At 66.2% G+C, this 16,931-nt stretch carries 13 protein-coding genes; all 13 read right to left on the bottom strand.

Annotation, left to right across the window (positions count from 1 at the left end):
- Nucleotides 1-4: 4 nt before the first annotated feature.
- Nucleotides 5-1,141 carry a DUF5938 domain-containing protein gene (locus tag ACQZF9_RS18700; RefSeq protein WP_428310473.1) on the bottom strand — a complete coding sequence of 379 codons (1,137 nt, stop codon included), beginning with the start codon at nucleotides 1,139-1,141 and terminating at the stop codon, nucleotides 5-7.
- Between the two features lie 45 nt (nucleotides 1,142-1,186).
- A complete protein-coding gene (locus ACQZF9_RS18705) occupies nucleotides 1,187-1,951 on the bottom strand; it encodes a glucose 1-dehydrogenase (protein WP_428310474.1) in 765 nt (254 codons plus the stop codon).
- Between the two features lie 98 nt (nucleotides 1,952-2,049).
- Nucleotides 2,050-2,877, bottom strand: a complete 828-nt coding sequence (locus ACQZF9_RS18710; protein WP_428310475.1) for an SDR family NAD(P)-dependent oxidoreductase — start codon at nucleotides 2,875-2,877, stop codon at nucleotides 2,050-2,052.
- Between the two features lie 13 nt (nucleotides 2,878-2,890).
- Complete coding sequence (locus tag ACQZF9_RS18715; protein ID WP_428310476.1) at nucleotides 2,891-3,838, bottom strand: alpha/beta hydrolase; 948 nt, start codon at nucleotides 3,836-3,838, stop codon at nucleotides 2,891-2,893.
- Between the two features lie 306 nt (nucleotides 3,839-4,144).
- Nucleotides 4,145-4,990, bottom strand: a complete 846-nt coding sequence (locus tag ACQZF9_RS18720; protein ID WP_428310477.1) for a hypothetical protein — start codon at nucleotides 4,988-4,990, stop codon at nucleotides 4,145-4,147.
- Nucleotides 4,991-5,263: 273 nt separating this feature from the next.
- On the bottom strand, nucleotides 5,264-6,253 hold the full coding sequence (locus ACQZF9_RS18725; protein WP_428310478.1) for a hypothetical protein: 990 nt from the start codon (nucleotides 6,251-6,253) through the stop codon (nucleotides 5,264-5,266).
- 20 nt (nucleotides 6,254-6,273) lie between these two features.
- A complete protein-coding gene (locus ACQZF9_RS18730) occupies nucleotides 6,274-7,209 on the bottom strand; it encodes a formylglycine-generating enzyme family protein (RefSeq protein WP_428310479.1) in 936 nt (311 codons plus the stop codon).
- Nucleotides 7,206-7,961: a TonB C-terminal domain-containing protein gene (locus tag ACQZF9_RS18735; RefSeq protein WP_428310480.1), complete on the bottom strand. Its 756-nt coding sequence runs from the start codon at nucleotides 7,959-7,961 to the stop codon at nucleotides 7,206-7,208. Before ACQZF9_RS18735 ends, ACQZF9_RS18730 begins: the two co-directional genes overlap by 4 nt.
- A gap of 128 nt (nucleotides 7,962-8,089) precedes the next feature.
- Complete coding sequence (locus tag ACQZF9_RS18740) at nucleotides 8,090-9,466, bottom strand: DUF1329 domain-containing protein (protein WP_428310481.1); 1,377 nt, start codon at nucleotides 9,464-9,466, stop codon at nucleotides 8,090-8,092.
- A gap of 158 nt (nucleotides 9,467-9,624) precedes the next feature.
- A complete protein-coding gene (locus ACQZF9_RS18745) occupies nucleotides 9,625-11,706 on the bottom strand; it encodes a DUF1302 family protein (RefSeq protein WP_428310482.1) in 2,082 nt (693 codons plus the stop codon).
- A gap of 104 nt (nucleotides 11,707-11,810) precedes the next feature.
- A complete protein-coding gene (locus ACQZF9_RS18750) occupies nucleotides 11,811-12,803 on the bottom strand; it encodes a WD40/YVTN/BNR-like repeat-containing protein (RefSeq protein WP_428310483.1) in 993 nt (330 codons plus the stop codon).
- 39 nt (nucleotides 12,804-12,842) lie between these two features.
- Complete coding sequence (locus tag ACQZF9_RS18755; RefSeq protein ID WP_428310484.1) at nucleotides 12,843-14,225, bottom strand: DUF1329 domain-containing protein; 1,383 nt, start codon at nucleotides 14,223-14,225, stop codon at nucleotides 12,843-12,845.
- 92 nt (nucleotides 14,226-14,317) lie between these two features.
- Nucleotides 14,318-16,765 carry an efflux RND transporter permease subunit gene (locus ACQZF9_RS18760; RefSeq protein WP_428310485.1) on the bottom strand — a complete coding sequence of 816 codons (2,448 nt, stop codon included), beginning with the start codon at nucleotides 16,763-16,765 and terminating at the stop codon, nucleotides 14,318-14,320.
- Between the last annotated feature and the right edge of the window lie 166 nt (nucleotides 16,766-16,931).

Genomic DNA, 16,931 nt, shown 5'->3' on the forward strand with positions numbered 1-16,931 from the left:
ATCATCAGCCACGACGTGCTCCGCTGCCCTGCACCGTCAGCACCGGCTCGCTGACCAGGCCGAAGCTCTGCAGCACGCCGAGCAATTCGCGATGGCCGAAAGCCTGGCAGCCCGACGCGAACCCGACGCGCTTCGGCGGCGCCTGCAGCAGGTGATACGCCGCATAGGCCTGCAACAGGCCGGTCTGCTTGTAGTTGCAGATGCCGTGGATCACGCAGTGCGCGCGGCCCAGCGGGCCACTGGCGTGCACCGAATCCACCGAGGTGTTCTCGCGTGGGTTCTCGCGCGGCGGCATGCCGGCCTGCAGGCTCGCCGCCATTTCGGAGAGCTTGGCTTCGGCCTGTTCTTTCGGCAGCGGCTTGATCTGTTCTTCGACCACCGCGGCGATCTGCACCACGCCCTCCATCACCGCGCGCGCGAACACGCCGCCCTGCGCCTTGACGTTGGCGACGCGCGGGTCGTTCTTGAACCACACCGGATGCGCGGTGCCGCCCCAGGGCAGCGCCATCGCGGTTTCGTGCTGCCCGGGCACGATCACCTCGGACTTCGCGGTCGGCGACCACTGCACGTACTTGTTCTGCTCGAGGTAGTAGAAGTTGGCGGTGAGGATGCTGAAGATGGTCTGCGTCGACGCATAGGTCGGGAAGCCTTTCCACAGCACCAGGATATCCAGCGTATCCAGGCCCGGATTTTCCAGGCAGATGTTCGCGGCGATTTCGCCGGTGGTGTACATCTGCGCGATGCCGGGCGACAGCAGCAGGTTCTTCGCCGCGAACTTCGCGCCCCAGGTTTCCTCGGCGTGCATCATCCAGTTCTGCTCGCCATTGGTGTCGGTGTAATGCGCGCCGGCGGCGAGGCAGGCCTCGACCGCTTCGGGGCCGTACTTCATGAACGGGCCGACCATGTTGAGCATCACCTTGGCGCCCTTCATCAGCTGCGTCAGCGCCTCGGTGCTGTGCTCGACCTGGACGACTTCGTAGTCCGCGGTCTCGATGCCAGGCACCTTGTCGAGCACGTCCTTGATCTTCTTCGCGTCGCGGCCCGCGGCAATGAACGGGATGCGGTATTCGCGCAGATACTCGGCCACCAGGCGGCCGGTGTAGCCATTGACGCCATAGACGACGACGGGTTTCTTGCTCATCGGGTTTCTCCTGCTGTCTTTTTGTCTTTTGAGTGAATCGCTTGTTCAGGCGGTCATGCCGCCATCGACGACCAGATCCGACCCGGTCATGTAGCTGGATTCGTCCGAGGCCAGGAACAGCACCGCGGAGGCGATTTCGGAGGGCTTGGCGAAGCGTCCCATCGGGATGCGCGTCAGGGTTTTCTCGGCGAAGGCCTGCGCGGTCTGCGGCGCCAGCGCGGCCAGCGCACCGCTGACCATCTGCGTCTCGGCAAAGCCCGGGCAGACGCTGTTGACGCGAATGCCGTAGCCGCTGCGCGCGCAGTGGATCGCGGTGGATTTGGTCAGCAGCCGCACCGCGCCCTTGCTGGCGTTATAGGCCGGCAGACCGCCCTCGCCGATCAGGCCTTCGATCGACGCGATGTTGATGATGCTGCCGCCGCCGCTGCTCTTCATGCGCGCGATCGCCGCCTGCGTGCCGAGATAGACGCCGTTGAGATTGACGTCGATGGTGCGGCTCCAGTCCTCGGCGCTGATGCTCTCGATGTCGGCGATGCCGGCGACACCGGCGTTGTTGACCAGCACGTCGAGCTTGCCGAAGCGCGCGATCACCGCGTCCAGCACCTCTGTCCACTGCTCGCGGCGCGTCACGTTCTGCACGACGAATGCCGCCTTCGCGCCGAGGGTCTTGACCACCGTTTCGCCCTCGTTGCGATCGAGGTCGGTGATCATCACCTTGGCGCCTTCAGCCAGCAGCGCCTCGGCCGCGGCCAGACCGAGGCCGCGCGCGCCACCGGTGATCAGGCAGACTTTTCCCAGGACTCTGTTCATGGATTGCTCTCCTTGCTCTACCTGTAGGAGCGGGCTTGCCCGCGACTGCGCCCTGCAAGTTCTCAATCGCGGGCAAGCCCGCTCCTACAGTCGATTGCTCACTGCGCCGCGGCGCCGCCGTCCAGCACGATCTCCGCACCGGTGGTCCAGCGCGCGGCGCCGGAGGCCAGATACAGCACCGCGTTGGCGACGTCGGCGGGCTCGCCCATGCCCAGCGGATGCAGCTGGCCCATCGCCGCTTCCGCGGTCGCCAGATCCGGCACCAGGCCCAGGCGCACGAAGCCTTCGAGCAGGTGGTTGCCCATCGCGGTCTTGATCACGCCGGGATGCACCGAGTTCACGCGTATGCCGGTGCCGAGCTGCGCGCATTCGATCGCCGCCGCCTTGGTCATCGAACGCACCGCGCCTTTCGACGCGCAGTACGCGCTCAGGCCGGTGACGCCGATCATCGCGGCCAGCGACGACAGGTTGATGATCGAGCCGCTGTTGCCGGCGGCGCCGCCCGGCCGCATCGCGCGAATCGCGTATTTCAGGCCCAGAAACGTGCCGGTGACGTTGATGTCCTGAATGCGCTTGAACGTCTCCAGACTGGCTTCGGTGATCAGCGCCATGTCCTCGACGCCGGCATTGTTGACCAGGATGTCGAGGCCGCCGAACGTGCTGACCGCCTTGGCGATCGCCGCATCCCATTCGGCTTCAACGGTGACGTCGTGCCGGATCGAAGCCGCCTTGCCGCCGGCTTGGCGTATCGCGGCGGCGGTCTTCTCCACCGCTTCGGCCTGCACGTCGCTGAGGAAAACGCTGGCGCCGGCCGCGGCCAAGGTCTGGGCGATCTGCGCGCCCAGGCCCTGCGCGGCGCCGCTGATGAACGCGACTTTGCCGTCGAGACGGAACGCGCGGGTCGGATCGTTTGCCGCAATGCCCATGGTGTTCTCCACGTTATGCGCCCAGCGCGCGCTTCAGCGCGCGCGCCAGCTGTTCGGTCGCGTCGATGGCTTCCGGAATCAGGCCGTCGATCAGCTGAAAGTCGTGAAACTGGCCGCGGAATTCGATCAGCTGCGTCGCCACGCCGGCGCGTTTCAGTTTCTGCGCATAGGCTTCGCCGCCATCGCGCAGCGGATCGAAGCCGGCGACCAGCACCGTCGCCGAAGGCAGGCCGTCGTGACGCGCGGCGAGCATCGGCGAGCAACGCCAGTCGGCGAGATCATCGGGGCCGGCGAGATAGTGGCTGCCGAAGTACTGCATCAGTTCTTCGGTGAGGAAATAGCCGTGGCGGCAGCGCTGGTAGCTGTCGGTCTGCGTGCTCCAGTCAGTCAGCGGGCAGATCAGCAGCTGGTGCAGCAGCGCCGGGCCACCGCTGTCGCGCTGCGCCAGCGAAGCCACGGCAGCGAGCGTGCCGCCGGCCGAATCGCCGCCGACCGCGAGGCGCTTCGGATCCAGCCCCAGTTCGGCCGCGTGCAGCGCGATCCAGCGCGTCGCCGCGATCGCGTCGACGGCCGCAGCGGGAAAGCGATGCTCCGGCCCGAGCCGGTAGTCGACCGCGACGATCGCGCAGCCGGCGCTGACCGCGAGCCGGCGACAGAACGCGTCGTAAAGCTCGAAATCGCCGATGGCGAAGCCGCCGCCGTGAAAATAGATCAGCGCCGGCAGCACCGCGGCATCGGTCGGACGATACAGCCGCAGCGCGAGCGCGCCGCCCGGCCCCGGCATCGTCAGATCGCGCAGGCTGTGCACGTCGAACTTCGGCGCCTGCATCGAGATGAAGCCGAGACGCGCGGCGACGCGGGCGTCGGCGATCGGCAGCGCTTCGATCGGTGGCTGGCCGGAGCCGGCCATCAGATCGAGCACGCGGCGCGCGCTGTCGTCGAGCACGTAGGCGGCGCTCACGGCGCCCATCCGCAAGCCGTGTGGATGGAATCCCGGGTTTCAACCGGGCGGCGGAAACAACCGGCGCAAGCTATCGACGTCATGGAACACCTCTGGGGTTTACACGGGCGCAACGGGGGCGAGGCGCTGACGACACGGGCTGGACGCGTGTGGCTGGCGTCTGCATTGAGCTTCTCCTCGCACTGTCGCTTTTTTGTGCCGCCGGCCTGCTGCGCCTTGCGCTGCGGACGGGGGTCTATGGCGTCGAGTGTAGTCAGTGAAGGCGGCCCGACCCGCTACCCCGACGGGTAGTATTTCGCCGGGACTTCAGCCGCCGCGCAGCGCCGACAGGCGCTCGAGCACCGCCTCGGGCAGCAATGCGCTGGCCGGCACCTCGACGTAGCGCAGCGGCGCGGCGGCGGCGACGCCTGTGTCCCAGAAAGAAGCCGGCAGCCGCAGCGCGGCGAGCCTGGCGCCGCGCTGCGGCTCGGGCGCGATGACGAAGTCCAGCGGCGCCGCATCGTAGTCGGCAGCCGCCGGCTGCAGCAGGCCCAGATCCCAGCGATAGTTGCGCGCGACGTTGATCACCGCGCCATAGCAGCTCAGGTCGTCATCGCAGCGCGGCACCGTGGCTGCGGTGTCTTCCAGCAACAGCGCGTCGACACCGGCATCGCCGAAGCCGCGCAGAAAATCGGCGACGTAGACCGAGGCCGCATCGGCGTCGTCGGCGGTGACTTCGGCCGGCTGATCCGCACCGAAAGCCTGCGCGTAGGCCAGCGCCGGCCACAGCCGCGGCGACGGGATCCTCAGCGCCAGCACCGCGTCACCGAAACCGGCGCGCATGCCGCGCACCATTTCCGCCAGGTGCGCGCGCAGCGGCTCGTCGGCGAGCAGCACTTTCAGTGGCGCCAGCAGGCGCGACTTCGCCGCCATCGCGCCGCTCAGCGCCGGCCTGTGCGCGAGCCAGGCCTCGATCACCACCGCCAGCGGCAGCGTCACCACGTCGGAGCGCAGCAGGCCCTGCGACTTGCGCTGCCAGGCGAGCGTGGCCGCGACATCCAGCCACGGCGGCGCGCCATGGGCCAGCAGTGCCGACGCGTAGTCGTTCGCGTCCAGCCATAGCAGCCCGGCGTCAGGCGCTGCCGATTCGACGCGATCCAGAAGACGGCTCACCGGACCGGCCCCGGTGACGAGACAGGCTGGACGCGGGCCGCAGGCGTCTGCATCGGTCGCTACTCCTCGCTCTAGCGCTTTTTCATTGCCGCCGGCCTGCTGCGCGGAGCGCTGCGAACGGCGGTCTATGGATCGAGTGTAGTGAGCGCCTGCCGGACGCCCGCCACCCCGAAGGGTAGTTCTGCGGCGGCGATTCGATCGGCGCTGCGGGCGCTCGATGCGCGCGTTGCCATCGTCGATTCCAGGCCTGGCCGCGACACGGGCCTGCCCGGCCTATGGAGCCTTGGCTTCGGTGAATGCCCATTCCAGCTGCACCCGCGCGCTGCCGTCGAACAGACCGAGCACGGTCGCGTTGCCGTCCAGCGGCCGGTCCAGTTGCAGGGTCGCACTGCGTTTGAGCTGCGGCGGCGCATGCCCCAGCTGATCGGCGAGCCAGCGCATCACTTCGGACGGCAGCGGCAGATCGGCCTGACGCTGCTCGCTGGCGCCGGACAGCACGCTGACGATCTGTCCACGCGCCGACGGCACGAACGCGGTCTCCAGATAGACGCTGCCATCACGGGTATCCACGGTCGCCACGTAGCGCTGGCACAGCCGCGCCTGCTCATCGGCGCTGCCGCGGCTGTCGGCGCTCCAGTCGAGCGTGAAAGGCTGCAGCTTTTTCTTGTCGCGGTCGTAGGCCTGCTCGCCTTCGAAGTGGGCGCGATGCTGAAGCCGCATCTGGTTCGGGCAGCCGGCATAGCCGAAGAAATAGCGGTATGTGCCGCCGGGCTGGTCGTAAGTGGCGATGAATTCTTCCAGCTCGGCGAGGCTGTTGTTCTGCAGCGCGCTGATCGCCGCATAGCGCTCGGCGACCGCATTCGGGCAATCGGCGGCGTCCACGCAGGCGTGATGCTGCTGCAGGGTCTGACCGCCGAAGCCGCGCGCCGCCTGCGCCGCATCCGGCAGGCGTCCGCCGTTGTCGCGGCGCAGCTGCAGCAGGCCCTGATAGGTGTAGTACTCGCTCTTGATACGCACGCGCCGCTCGAGATCCGGCTCCAGCAGATTGTCGTGATACAGCCGGCCGTCGCTGCGCAGCCGCGTGCTCAACTGGTAATGCTGCTGCGTGCTGGCGCGGCTCCATTGCTTGTCGTTGCGCCAGTTCTGCGTGGCGTCGATGTCGAGCCTGATCGACAGCGGGCGCTCGATCGGCGCGGCTGCGCCTGCGGCCGGAACCGGCGGCGTCGGCGCAGCCAGCACGGTGGACGATGCGATCAGCAACAAGCCAACAACCCTGCGTAGCTTCATTGTCCGAGATCCCTTGCAACACGAAAGCCGAGGCCGTCGCTGCGCGCCGCCGTCTCATCGGCGTCGCGATTCGACAGGCGCAAGGTGCGCGGATGATTGCCCCAGCCGCCACCTCGATTGACATGCTTGCGGCAGGCCGGTGCGTCACCCGCGCCCAGCCAGGCGCTGCCGTCCACCGGCGCGCCTTCGTAATCCGCATGCCAGCAGTCGGCGACCCATTCCCAGACATTGCCGAGCATGTCGTGCAGGCCCCAGGCATTCGGTGGAAAGCGGCCGACCGGCGCGCTGCTGGCATAGCCGTCGTTGCATTCGATCTGCCAGCCCCACTGCGGATGGCCGCGATGGCCGGCGCGATCGAAAGCGTTCGCCTGCTCGCAGGCCGGCTCGACCAGGTTGCCCCAGCTGTATTGCGACTCCAGGCCGGCTCGCGCCGCGTATTCCCACTCGGCTTCGCTCGGCAGCCGATAACGCTGGCCGCTGCGCTGCGAAATCCACGCGAGATACGGCTGGATTTCGTTCCAGCCCAGTTCAGCGACCGGCAGTTGCGGATCGCCGCCGGCTGCATCGCCGCCGGGCGCCGCACACGCCATCGCCGCGACGCAGGCCATCCATTCGCCGCGCGTGACTTCATAACGGCCGATCGCGAAACGGCGCAGCGTCACCTCGTGTACCGGCTTTTCGTAAGCGGTGCCGGTGCCGAGCACGTCGCCCATGCGGAAATGCCCGGCCGGCAGCGCGACCATCACCGGCAAACCGTCGCAGTCGCGGAAAGCCGGCGGCGCGCCTGTGAGCGGCGGTTCGACGCGGCTCGCGACGCAGGGCGGCAAAACCGGCGCGGCCGGCACCGGCGCTGCGACCGGCACGGTTTTTTTCGCGGCCTGCGCGCTCCCGGTGACCAGCAGCAACACGACCAGCAGTCGCCGCGCGATCACGGGCTGAACTCCAGATCGAGGCTGCCGCTGGCCGGTGCATCCGGCGGCAAGGGCAGCGGCTGGGTTTTCCACACCGCCCGCTCGATCGAATCGCCGAGGCTGCGATCGCCGCAGCCCTGCTCGACATGCACCGCGCTGATCATGCCGCCGCCGCGATAATCGATGCGCAGCCGGCAGCGGAACACCGGCGCCGCGCGCGGCGGCGCCAGCCAGTTGGCGCGCAGCCGCATCAGCAGCGAGTCGGCGTCATCCAGGGCTTCGACGCCGCTCTGATCCTTGGATACCGGCGATGTGCTGGCCGAGGCGGCGCTGCTCGCGGCCTTGGCCGGTGTCGGCGGCGCCGGCTTCGCCGGCTTGGTCGGCGCCTGTGGTTTTGCCTGCGGCGCGGGCTTCGGTGCCGGTGCGGGTTTCGCCGGTGCCGGCGCGGCGGCGGTGTTCGCCTGCGTTGGCACGGCTTCGGCGCTTTGCGAACCGGAATGGACCGATGAGGAGATCATCACCGCGCGAATGCTGGCGCGTGGCGGCGGCGCCTGACGGCCGAGTTGCAGCAGGCCGCTGACCAGCAGCGCGAGCAGCAGATGCAGTGCGAAGGAGGCTGGGAGTACGCGCAGCAGCAGGCGGTGTTGTTGCGCGGGTGATGCGGGCTCGACCACGTCGTCGCGTTTGGCCAGCTCGATCGTCGGCAGGCCGGCGATCAGCATCGCGTCGATCGCGTGATGCTCGGCGCGCAGGCTGGCGGGGTCGGCGAGCATGGTGATACGTCAGGCTGCGCTGCGGAATTGAGCGACAGCAATGCCGGCCTTGCCGCAGTCGCGGACAGGGTCCGCTCCTACAGGGGCCGGCGCCGGCTGCTGACGTGCGCGGCGCGAATGCGCGGCATTCATCGGCCGAGGCGCATCAACGCCGAGCGAGTGAGATAGTTGTCGTACAGCGCGGGATCGTTGGCGCTGGATTTGTGGCCGCCGCTGATTTCGCGCACCTGCTCCAGCCGCGTCATGCGCTGGCTCTGCAGATCGTAGGCATGCACGTGGCCCCAGCTCCACAGCGGATGCGCGCCGTCCATGATTTTTTTGCTGCCGGATTCGTAAAGCGCGAACGCCGCGTCGAAAGAGCGGAACACGTCGCCACGCCGGTCGAACGACACCATCGCCAGCGGCAGCTGCGTGCGCGCGTCGAAGTAGACGCGCTTCTTGCCCACCGGCGCCCGCGGAAACAGCACCGGCTCGGCTTCGACGAGGATCACCTCCGGCACCAGCTCCACCGTGGTGTCCCAGAACGTCAGGCCCTTGGGCCCGCCGTGGGTCTTGTGCTGCCAGTTCGGATGCTCCGCGTTCCAGCCGCCACTGACCGCGGCCAGCATCGGCTGGCGCCCGGTGATGCGGTAGTTGCCCCAGGTGTACAGCGGATCGCCGGCAGCCCAGGCGTCGGACAGATACAGCGCCGAGCCCGGCACCAGCGGCTCGAAGCGCTGGTCGGTCGGAAACTGGCGCACGCGCTTGAACTCCGGCACGTAGCCATACAGCTCGGGAAAGCGATGCTGGTCGTAGTCCCAGATATTCAGGAACGAAGTGCCACGCACGCTGTTCGGCGCCGTGAAGAACGCGCACTGATAGCGCAGCTTGTCTTCGTGACCGTTCCAGTAAGGCCTGGGTTCGAGCACGGTGCGCGCCACCGGCGACAGCTCGGCCCAGCCGGACTCGTATTCGAACTGCACCTCGCCGCTGGCACCGACATCGTATTCACGCGTCGCGTACATCGACGCATCGTGACGGCCCCAGCTCAAGGTGAGCCCGGCGAAAAGTTCGATCGCGGTTTTCGGATCAGGGAAGGGATTGCCGCCGATCCAGGGCTTGCCCTCGAGCGTGACGACGTTGCCACGCGCATCGAGCTGCGCCTTGCCACGGTTGGAGAACGTCGCCTGCAGATATTCCCAGGGCGACAGTCGCATGATGTCGGTGGTGGTCGCGGCGAGCTTGAGCTTGCGGCCCATCGTCGCCACCTGCGTGTAGACCACCGGCGTCAGCAGCTGCTTCACCAGCTCGACGTTGCTCGCATCGATGACGTCGCCGGCCTTGAGCTTGCCGCGGGTATAGCCGTCGATCGACAGCAGTTCTTCCGGATAAGCCTTTTCTATCGATCCGGTTGCAGCGAGCACATCCCACAACGGCGCCAGCACGCCGGCCGCGAACACGCCGCGTGCGGCCTGGTCGAGAAAACGCCGGCGGCTGTAGAGCCGGTCGTAACGGGTGATGCGCATGCCACTCCCTGGGTAACTTCTGATTAAGTCCTGCACGCCCGCGTAGGACTTAATCAGAGGTTCCCTGAATAAAAATCCGCCGGCGGCTCGGAGGCGGGACCGCCGGCGGGACTCGCCGGGGTGCGCCGGCGAAAAGCTGCCTGTTCTTTACAACTGCATCAGAATTGATAACCCAGACGCACGCCGATTTCGTCGGCATAGTCGATCGTCGAGATCACGTTGTCGTTGGCATTGCCGCTGAGCTGGCCGTCGAGATAGGTGTAATAGATTTCGGCGGCGAACGGGCCGGACGGCTTCCAGCGCAGGCCGAGCTGGGCGAGCACGCCGCCGCGGGTGTCGTACAGCACCGCGCCGTCGATGCGATACACCAGGTTCGGAAACGGCTGCTGGAACGCGAACACCAGGCCGTCCCAACCGCCGTTGTAGCCGCCGGCGGTGGTGGTGGCCGTACCGTTCATGCCATCGAGCAGACGGCCGTACAGATCGCTCTCGGTGCGATGCTCCCACTGGAACACCATGTAGGTCGCCGGGAAGCTCTGCGAAAAGCGCTGGTACTTCTCCATGACCAGCGCGGTGACCCACTCGTCGCGCTGGGTCAGGTTGTGTCCCAGATCGATCGGCGTATAGGTGCGGTCCGGCGTGTACATCGCCTCGACGTTGATGATCAGCTGATCGAGCAGCGAACCCGGATCGGCTTCGATGACGTAGCTGGCACCGACGCCGTAGTTGTGCTCGCGGCGATACTCGCGCTCGATGTGGCCGCGCAGGCCGCCGGAGAGCTGGAAGAACAGATCGAGTTCACGCATCGCCGCCGGATCGCTGTCGACCGGATTGGCCAGCAGCAGCGCCGTCGCGGGGAAATCGTTGATCGCGGCATTGAGGCCTTCCTGTGCGGACAGGCGCGCCATGCCGGCATAGGTGAACCACTCGCTGGCCGAGACGACACCGGTCGGATCCACTTCGAACGGCGTCTGCGCCAGGATCGCGCCGGTGGCCGGCACGCCGCCCGGGATCAGCGTCGGCACCAGCTGGCTCAGGCCGGGCAGGATGTTCGGCGCCAGGTTCGGCAGGTAAGCCGGCAGGTTGCGGTTGACGCCGGACTCGGTCCAGCGGAACACGCCGTCCGGGTTGTAGCGGCTGGCGGCGACGAACTGCATGCCGATGTTGTACAGGCTGCCGCGCAAGCGGATGCCGTAGTCGAGCTTGTTGTCGACTTCGTTGTAGCGATCGTGAATCGTGAACTGCGACGCGATCACGTTGTACGGCGTGTTCGGGTTCGGATAGATCGTCGGCTGGAACAGCTGCACGAAGCTGTCGGCCTCCCACTCGTTGGTGATCTGGTACGAGGTACGGATCGCCGGCGAGGCGATGCGCTCGTCGGCGTATTCCTCCGGCGTGTAGTCGATGAACAGATGGCGACGCAGATCCAGGCCGTTGGGAATATCCATCACGCGGAAGAACAGCGCCTGGCCCCAGGCGATCTGCTGGTTGCCGGCGCGGATCAGCAGCGGGCCTTCCTGATAATCCAGGGTCAGCGCCGGCAGATCGACCATGAAGTTGCGGCCGCAGACTTCGAGACGGTTCTGGCAGCCGCCTTTTTTGTAATTGTCGTACTCGAAGTAGTTCGGCTTGCGGTACAGGTAACCGTCGGCATTGCTGGCGACATCGTTCGGGTTGTAGTCGTCGTAGGCGCCGAGCTCATAAATGCCGCGAATCAGCGCGCGCGCCGTGAGCTGCGGACTCAACACCGCGGAGAAGTCCAGGTGCGTGCGCAGCTGCTGCAGGTTGAACTCGTTGTTGGCGGTCTTGCCGGTGCGCACCGCTTCGTCCGGCGTCGTGCACAGCGCCGTCGGCGGCACGCCGCCGCAACGCGCGGTGGCCTTGCCGTTGAACAGGTTGCCGTTCTGGTTGTACGGGTTTTCTTCGTTGGTGGTCTTGATCGCGGTTTCGATGCGCGTATAGCCGCTGAAACTCCAGGACATGCCGCCGAACAGATCACCGAACATGCCGGGCTGTTCCGGCGACGACGACGACGCATAGTCGGACGACGCACCGGATTGCGGGCCGGAATCGGCCGCGGTCGGCATCTGCTCTTCCACCGGACCCGTGGCCGGGCCGCTGCTGGCGTCCACCGGTGCCGGCTCGCCGGCCGGCATCGCCGCGTCCTGAGACCACGCGGTCGACGACAGCATGCACGCCACGCCTGCCAGCAGACCCCACAAGCTTGCCTTGGTCACCATGTTCTCCCCCTCCTTGATTTTTTATTGAATGCACTACGGCAGGCGGCGCCGATGCCTCCTCGACGCAGCCGCCAATCTCCAACACTCACTCGCCCGCGAAACCCTCAACCCTCGATTCTGACGATGCGTCCGGAATGCCCGACCAGCACCAGCCCACCGCTGGCCGGCGATGCGACGCCGGAATACCAGGCGGTGGCGAAATCGCCGTCGGTGCGCGCTTTCCAGCTCTGCCCGCCGTCGCGGCTTTCGAGCATTTCGCGCATGCCGGCGATCAGCACGTGGCCATCGGCCGACGACCACACGCCGAGCAACAGCGACTTGGAGTGGGTCGTCAGCGGCTTCCACACATTGCCGCCGTCGCTGGTGGCGAGCACGTAGCCGTCCTGTCCGACGGCATAACCACCGCCGTCGGCGCGCAGCTCGATGTCGAACAGCGAGGCTTCGCCGTGGTTGACCGCGACCCAGTTCTTACCGGCATCCGGCGAGCGCAGGATCAGGCCGTATTCGCCTACTACGGTGACCACGCCGGTGTCGCCGACGATGACGTCGTACAGATGCGGCTCGACCGGCTCGGTCATGAAGCGGGTCCAGTCGATAGCCGATTTCACCCAGGTCTTGCCGCCGTCCGACGACACGGTGACGGTGCCGAAGGCACCGACCGCGACCGCCAGACCCTGCGCGTTCATCGCCACCGACAACATGCGCTGATCGGTGCCGCTGTCGACCCGGGTCCACGGCCCGCCGGCGTCGCTGAGCAGGATCAGGCCTTCCTGGCCGACGGCGATTCGCTTGTCGCCGCGCACGCCGACACCGAGCAGCGACAGCGGCGTCGGCGCCTTGTCCAGCGCCGTCCACTTGCGGCCGCCGTCGGTGCTGTCGAGCAACTCGCCCATCGCACCGACGGCAACGCCGTGATCACCGTCGAAGGCAACGCCGAATAGCGCCTGGTGCACGGTGCCCTGCACGACCACCGGCACGCCGCCCTTGTCACCGGCCGCGCTGATCGGCGCTTCCTTGGCGTCGGCCGCGGCGACCACGACCACGGCCACCGCGATCGCACTACAGGCAGCGCGCAGGCTGCGATCGAAAGTTTTCACGACACGCCTCTCCCGATGCGTTGAACGAAGCACGGACGATCAGGCGCCGAGACGGCCGATGGCCTGCGGCGTCAGGAACTTGCTGTAGACGTCGACGCCGGCCTCGCTGTACGTGGACTTGTAGCCGCCGGTGACTTCCTTGGCCTGCACGAAACGGCTCAGACGGTTGGACTGCACGTCGTGGCAGATGACGCTGACCCAGGACCAGGCCGGGTGGCCGGTTTCGTCCTTGATCACGACCTTGTCGTTGGCGTACTGCGCGTAGTGCGGCTCGAACGACTTCCAGATTTCGCCGCGGCGATCGTAGGTGACGTAGGCGACGTACATGCCGTTGCGCACGTCGATCCAGGTGCGCTTCTTGCCGACCGGCGCACGCGGATAGCCGGTGGGCTCGGCTTCGACGATGAGGCATTCCGGGACCAGTTCCATGTACACGTCGTGGAAGGTCTTGCCCTTGGCGCCGCCGTGCACCGGACGCTCGTAGTTCGGGTGCGTGCCGCCCATGAAGTTCTTGTTGCCGACCGCGCCGAGCATCGGGCCACGGCCGACGACCTTGTAGTTGCCCCAGGTCTGCATCGGATCACCGGCGGCCCAGGCATCGGACAGGAACAGCGTGATGCCCGGCACCAGCGGCTCGAAGCGCTGATTGGTCGGGAACTGGCGCACGCGCTTGAACGCCGGCAGGTAGCCGATCAGATCGGGGAACTTGCGCTGGTCGTAGTACCAGGTGTTGAGGAAGGAGCTGCCCTTGGTGTCGTTGGGCGCGGTGAAGAACACCGACTGCAGACGCAGCAGGTCGGCGCGGTTGTTCCACACCTTGCCGTCGACGCGCGCGGTGGTGTTGAGCTCGGTCCAGACGAAGTCGTACTGGTAGGACACTTCGCCGGAGGGATCGATATCCCAGTCACGCACCGCGTACTGCGAGTAGTCGTGACGTCCCCAGCTCAGCGTGAGGTTCGCGGTGGCTTCGTTGGCGTCCTTGGAATCCGGGAACGGGCTGCCGCCGATCCACGGCTTGCCATCGGCGGTATAGACGTTGCCGTCCGGGCCGAACTTGGCCTTGCCCTTGTTCTTCAGCGTCGCTTCCAGGTACTGGTACGGGAACAGCTTGCTGACGTCCTTGGTCGACTCGACGATGTTGATGCGGCGCTGCATCGTCTTGACCTGCTTGTAGGCCACCGGGTCGAGCAGATCCTTGACCACGTCGACGTTGTCCGCGGTGATCACGTCGCCCGGCTTGATCTTGCCCTTGGTGTACATCTCGATCGACAGCAGCTCGTCGGGATAGGCCTTGGAGACATCGGCGGAATGGGCGATCTGAGGCCAGAGCGGCGCCAGCACGCCGGCGGTGGCGGCGCCTGCCAGGGTCTTGCCCATGAACGAGCGGCGGCTGTAGTCGAAATCGAATTTGCGGATATGCATGACGTCGTCTCCTCGAAAAACCGTTTGTGTCGCACTGCTTTTATTGAGCGGCCGGACGGCCGCCGTTTGATGAATCCCTTAGCTTGAAAACCTCACTTGGCCATCGCGTGGTGCTGCAGCGAGTCCTCGCGCGCCGCGGTGTACTGCGACAGATCCACACCCTCGCCGACCAGCAGGTCTTCGCGCTTGAGGAAGCGCGGATTGACCAGCCACACCAGCAGCGGCAGCACCACCAGCGCCAGCACCATGTTGATCAGCATGATCAGCACCAGCAGCAGGCCCATGTCGGCGAGGAACTTCAGATCCGACAGGAAGTACCAGGGCATGATGCCGAGCAGCATGATGCTGGCGGTGAACATGATCGCCTTGCCGGTGGTCGACAGCGACGCGGTGATGGCGCGGCCGATGTCGCTTTCCTGCGCGTGGTATTCCTCGCAGATTCGGCTCAGCAGATAGATGCCGTAATCGATGCCGACACCGACGCCGATCGATGCGACCATCAGCGAGTTGATGTCCAGGCCGATGCCCATCAGGTGCATCGACGCCAGCAGCACGAAGTTCGACAGGTTCACCGGCACCAGCAGGATCAGGCCGGCGACGAAGCTGCGGTAGGCGTAGGAGCAGCCCAGCAGGATGACGAAATTCAGCAGGCCGATGATCACCCAGTGATAGCGCTCGACGACGTTGTTGGTCGCCTGCTGCAGCGCGATCGTGCCGGTGCCGAGCCGCACCGTGAAGGCCTTGTGGTCGACACCGACGGTCTCCACCGCCTTCTTCGCCGCGGCCAGCGCGGCGTCGATGGTTTCCTGCTTGTTGTCCTTGTACCAGAGCGAGACGGTGCCGTTCTGGATGTCGAAGTTGATCACGTGCGAGAACGCCTTGGGCGAGCTGCCGAGCATCACCGCGATCGACGCCGAGCCGACCATGTGATCGTTCGGATCCAGCGGCAGCCATTTCGGATTGCCGCCGGAGAACAGGCGGTTGCCTTCCATCAGGTAATCGGCGAACGACAGCGTCGCGCGCGGCGGCTCGCTGCCGCTTTCCATCAGGTTCTGCAACTGCAGCATCGTCATGATGGTTTCGGCCTGGCGGCCGACGCGATCCGGATTACGCTGGTTTTTGGCCTCCAGCACGATTTCCAGCGTGTTGACGCCGGGGAAGTTGGCGTTGATCTGCCTCACCGCCTGATTGAACTCGGAGTCGTACCACAGCAGGTTGCTGCCCTCGACCGGATTGCCGATCTTGATCTGGAACGCGACGATGATCGCGGCGACGCCGCAAACCAGCGTGACCACCGCGGTGACCTTGCCGCGACGGCCGTGGGTAACGCTGGCGATCGCCTCCAGCAGCTTGCGGAAGCCGCGGTTGAACGGGCTCTTGTCGGCCTGTTCGCCGACCAGCGCGTCGATGTTCTTCGGCGGCGGCAGCGCCGCCAGCAGCAGCGAGATCAGCACCACGCCGGTGGGGATCAGCCATATCGCCCAGAAGCCGCAGAACAGCGCGAAACGCTCCATCGCCGGAATCGGCGCCAGCGCGATCAAAAAGATGCCGACGATATCGGTGAAGATGCCGAGCACCGACGGCGCCATCATCACGCCCATGGTGATTTCGGCGGCTTTCTGCTTGTCGCGCACATGCGAATAGATTTCGTAGTAGCGCTCGGTGAACTGCACGCAGTGCGAGAAGCTGCGCGCGATCAGCAGCAGCGGCACGATCATCAGCAGCGGCTCGATCGGCGATTTCAGCCAGCCGACGAAACCGAAGCCCCAGACCGCGGCGACCAGGCTGGTGACGATGGGCGTGACCACGCCGACGACGTTGCGCATGTAGGCGACCAGCGCCAGCACCAGCAAGGTCAGCGTGATCGCGAAGATGCCGATCATCTGGCTTTCGTATTCATAGACCCAGCCGGTCAGCGCCGGCTGGCCTGCGAGATAAATGTCGTGGTCGGCGTCGCGGTTCTTCGCCACCAGGCCCTGCACGTACTGGAAGGCTTCGCCGTAATCCAGGCGCGATTCCTGGAAGGTCGCGTTGATCAGCGTCGAGCTCTGGTCGGCAGAGACCAGGAAGGTGCGCGCATTCGGCGACTTGTCGACCTTGCTGCGGAACGATTCGATATCTTCGGCCGTGGTCGGTACCGAGTCGCCCATCAGCGGCCGCATGTCGATGCCGTACGGCGTGGCTTCGGCGTAGCGCGCTTTTTCGGTGGCGATCGACAGGATCTGGTCGTGATCGACGCCAGGCGCCAGATCGATGTCGCGCGTCATCTGCCAGACCTTGCCCAGCGTCTCGGCATTGTAGATGTCGCCATTCTTGCGTTTGACCATCAGCGTGACGGTCAGCGGATTGCCGAAGTTCGGATGATCCTTGAACACCTGCACGAAGGGATCATCCTTGGGCAGCAGGTCGGAGAAGATGGTCTTCAGCTCGACATCGCGCAGCCCCGCAGCAAAGAACGCGGTGATGACGATGAATACCACCCAGCTGATCTTCTGGTGGCCGATGATCCACATCGCGATTCTTTGACGCAGGGAGAACATAAGCTTCCTCGTTGCTACTGCCGTACCGTGGTCGGCGGCTTAGAGTGTTGGCATCACGCGGCGCAGCAGCGCACCGCCGGTGACGGCGGCAGGGCCGGACAGCAGGCGCAACCTCACATCGATCTGTGTCATTGGCTCTCTCCTGCGCAAGCCTTCCTCGTGGAAA

Source organism: Hydrocarboniphaga sp., assembly GCF_965279055.1.
Lineage (GTDB): Bacteria > Pseudomonadota > Gammaproteobacteria > Nevskiales > Nevskiaceae > Hydrocarboniphaga.

Bases quoted from the DNA above. Each gene is read 5' to 3' on its own strand.
- ACQZF9_RS18710 (WP_428310475.1), bottom strand. From the start codon at position 2,877: ATGGGCATTGCGGCAAACGATCCGACCCGCGCGTTCCGTCTCGACGGC.
- ACQZF9_RS18700 (WP_428310473.1), bottom strand. From the start codon at position 1,141: ATGAGCAAGAAACCCGTCGTCGTCTATGGCGTCAATGGCTACACCGGC.
- ACQZF9_RS18705 (WP_428310474.1), bottom strand. From the start codon at position 1,951: ATGAACAGAGTCCTGGGAAAAGTCTGCCTGATCACCGGTGGCGCGCGC.
- ACQZF9_RS18735 (WP_428310480.1), bottom strand. From the start codon at position 7,961: ATGCTCGCCGACCCCGCCAGCCTGCGCGCCGAGCATCACGCGATCGAC.
- ACQZF9_RS18755 (WP_428310484.1), bottom strand. From the start codon at position 14,225: ATGCATATCCGCAAATTCGATTTCGACTACAGCCGCCGCTCGTTCATG.
- ACQZF9_RS18745 (WP_428310482.1), bottom strand. From the start codon at position 11,706: ATGGTGACCAAGGCAAGCTTGTGGGGTCTGCTGGCAGGCGTGGCGTGC.
- ACQZF9_RS18760 (WP_428310485.1), bottom strand. From the start codon at position 16,765: ATGTTCTCCCTGCGTCAAAGAATCGCGATGTGGATCATCGGCCACCAG.
- ACQZF9_RS18740 (WP_428310481.1), bottom strand. From the start codon at position 9,466: ATGCGCATCACCCGTTACGACCGGCTCTACAGCCGCCGGCGTTTTCTC.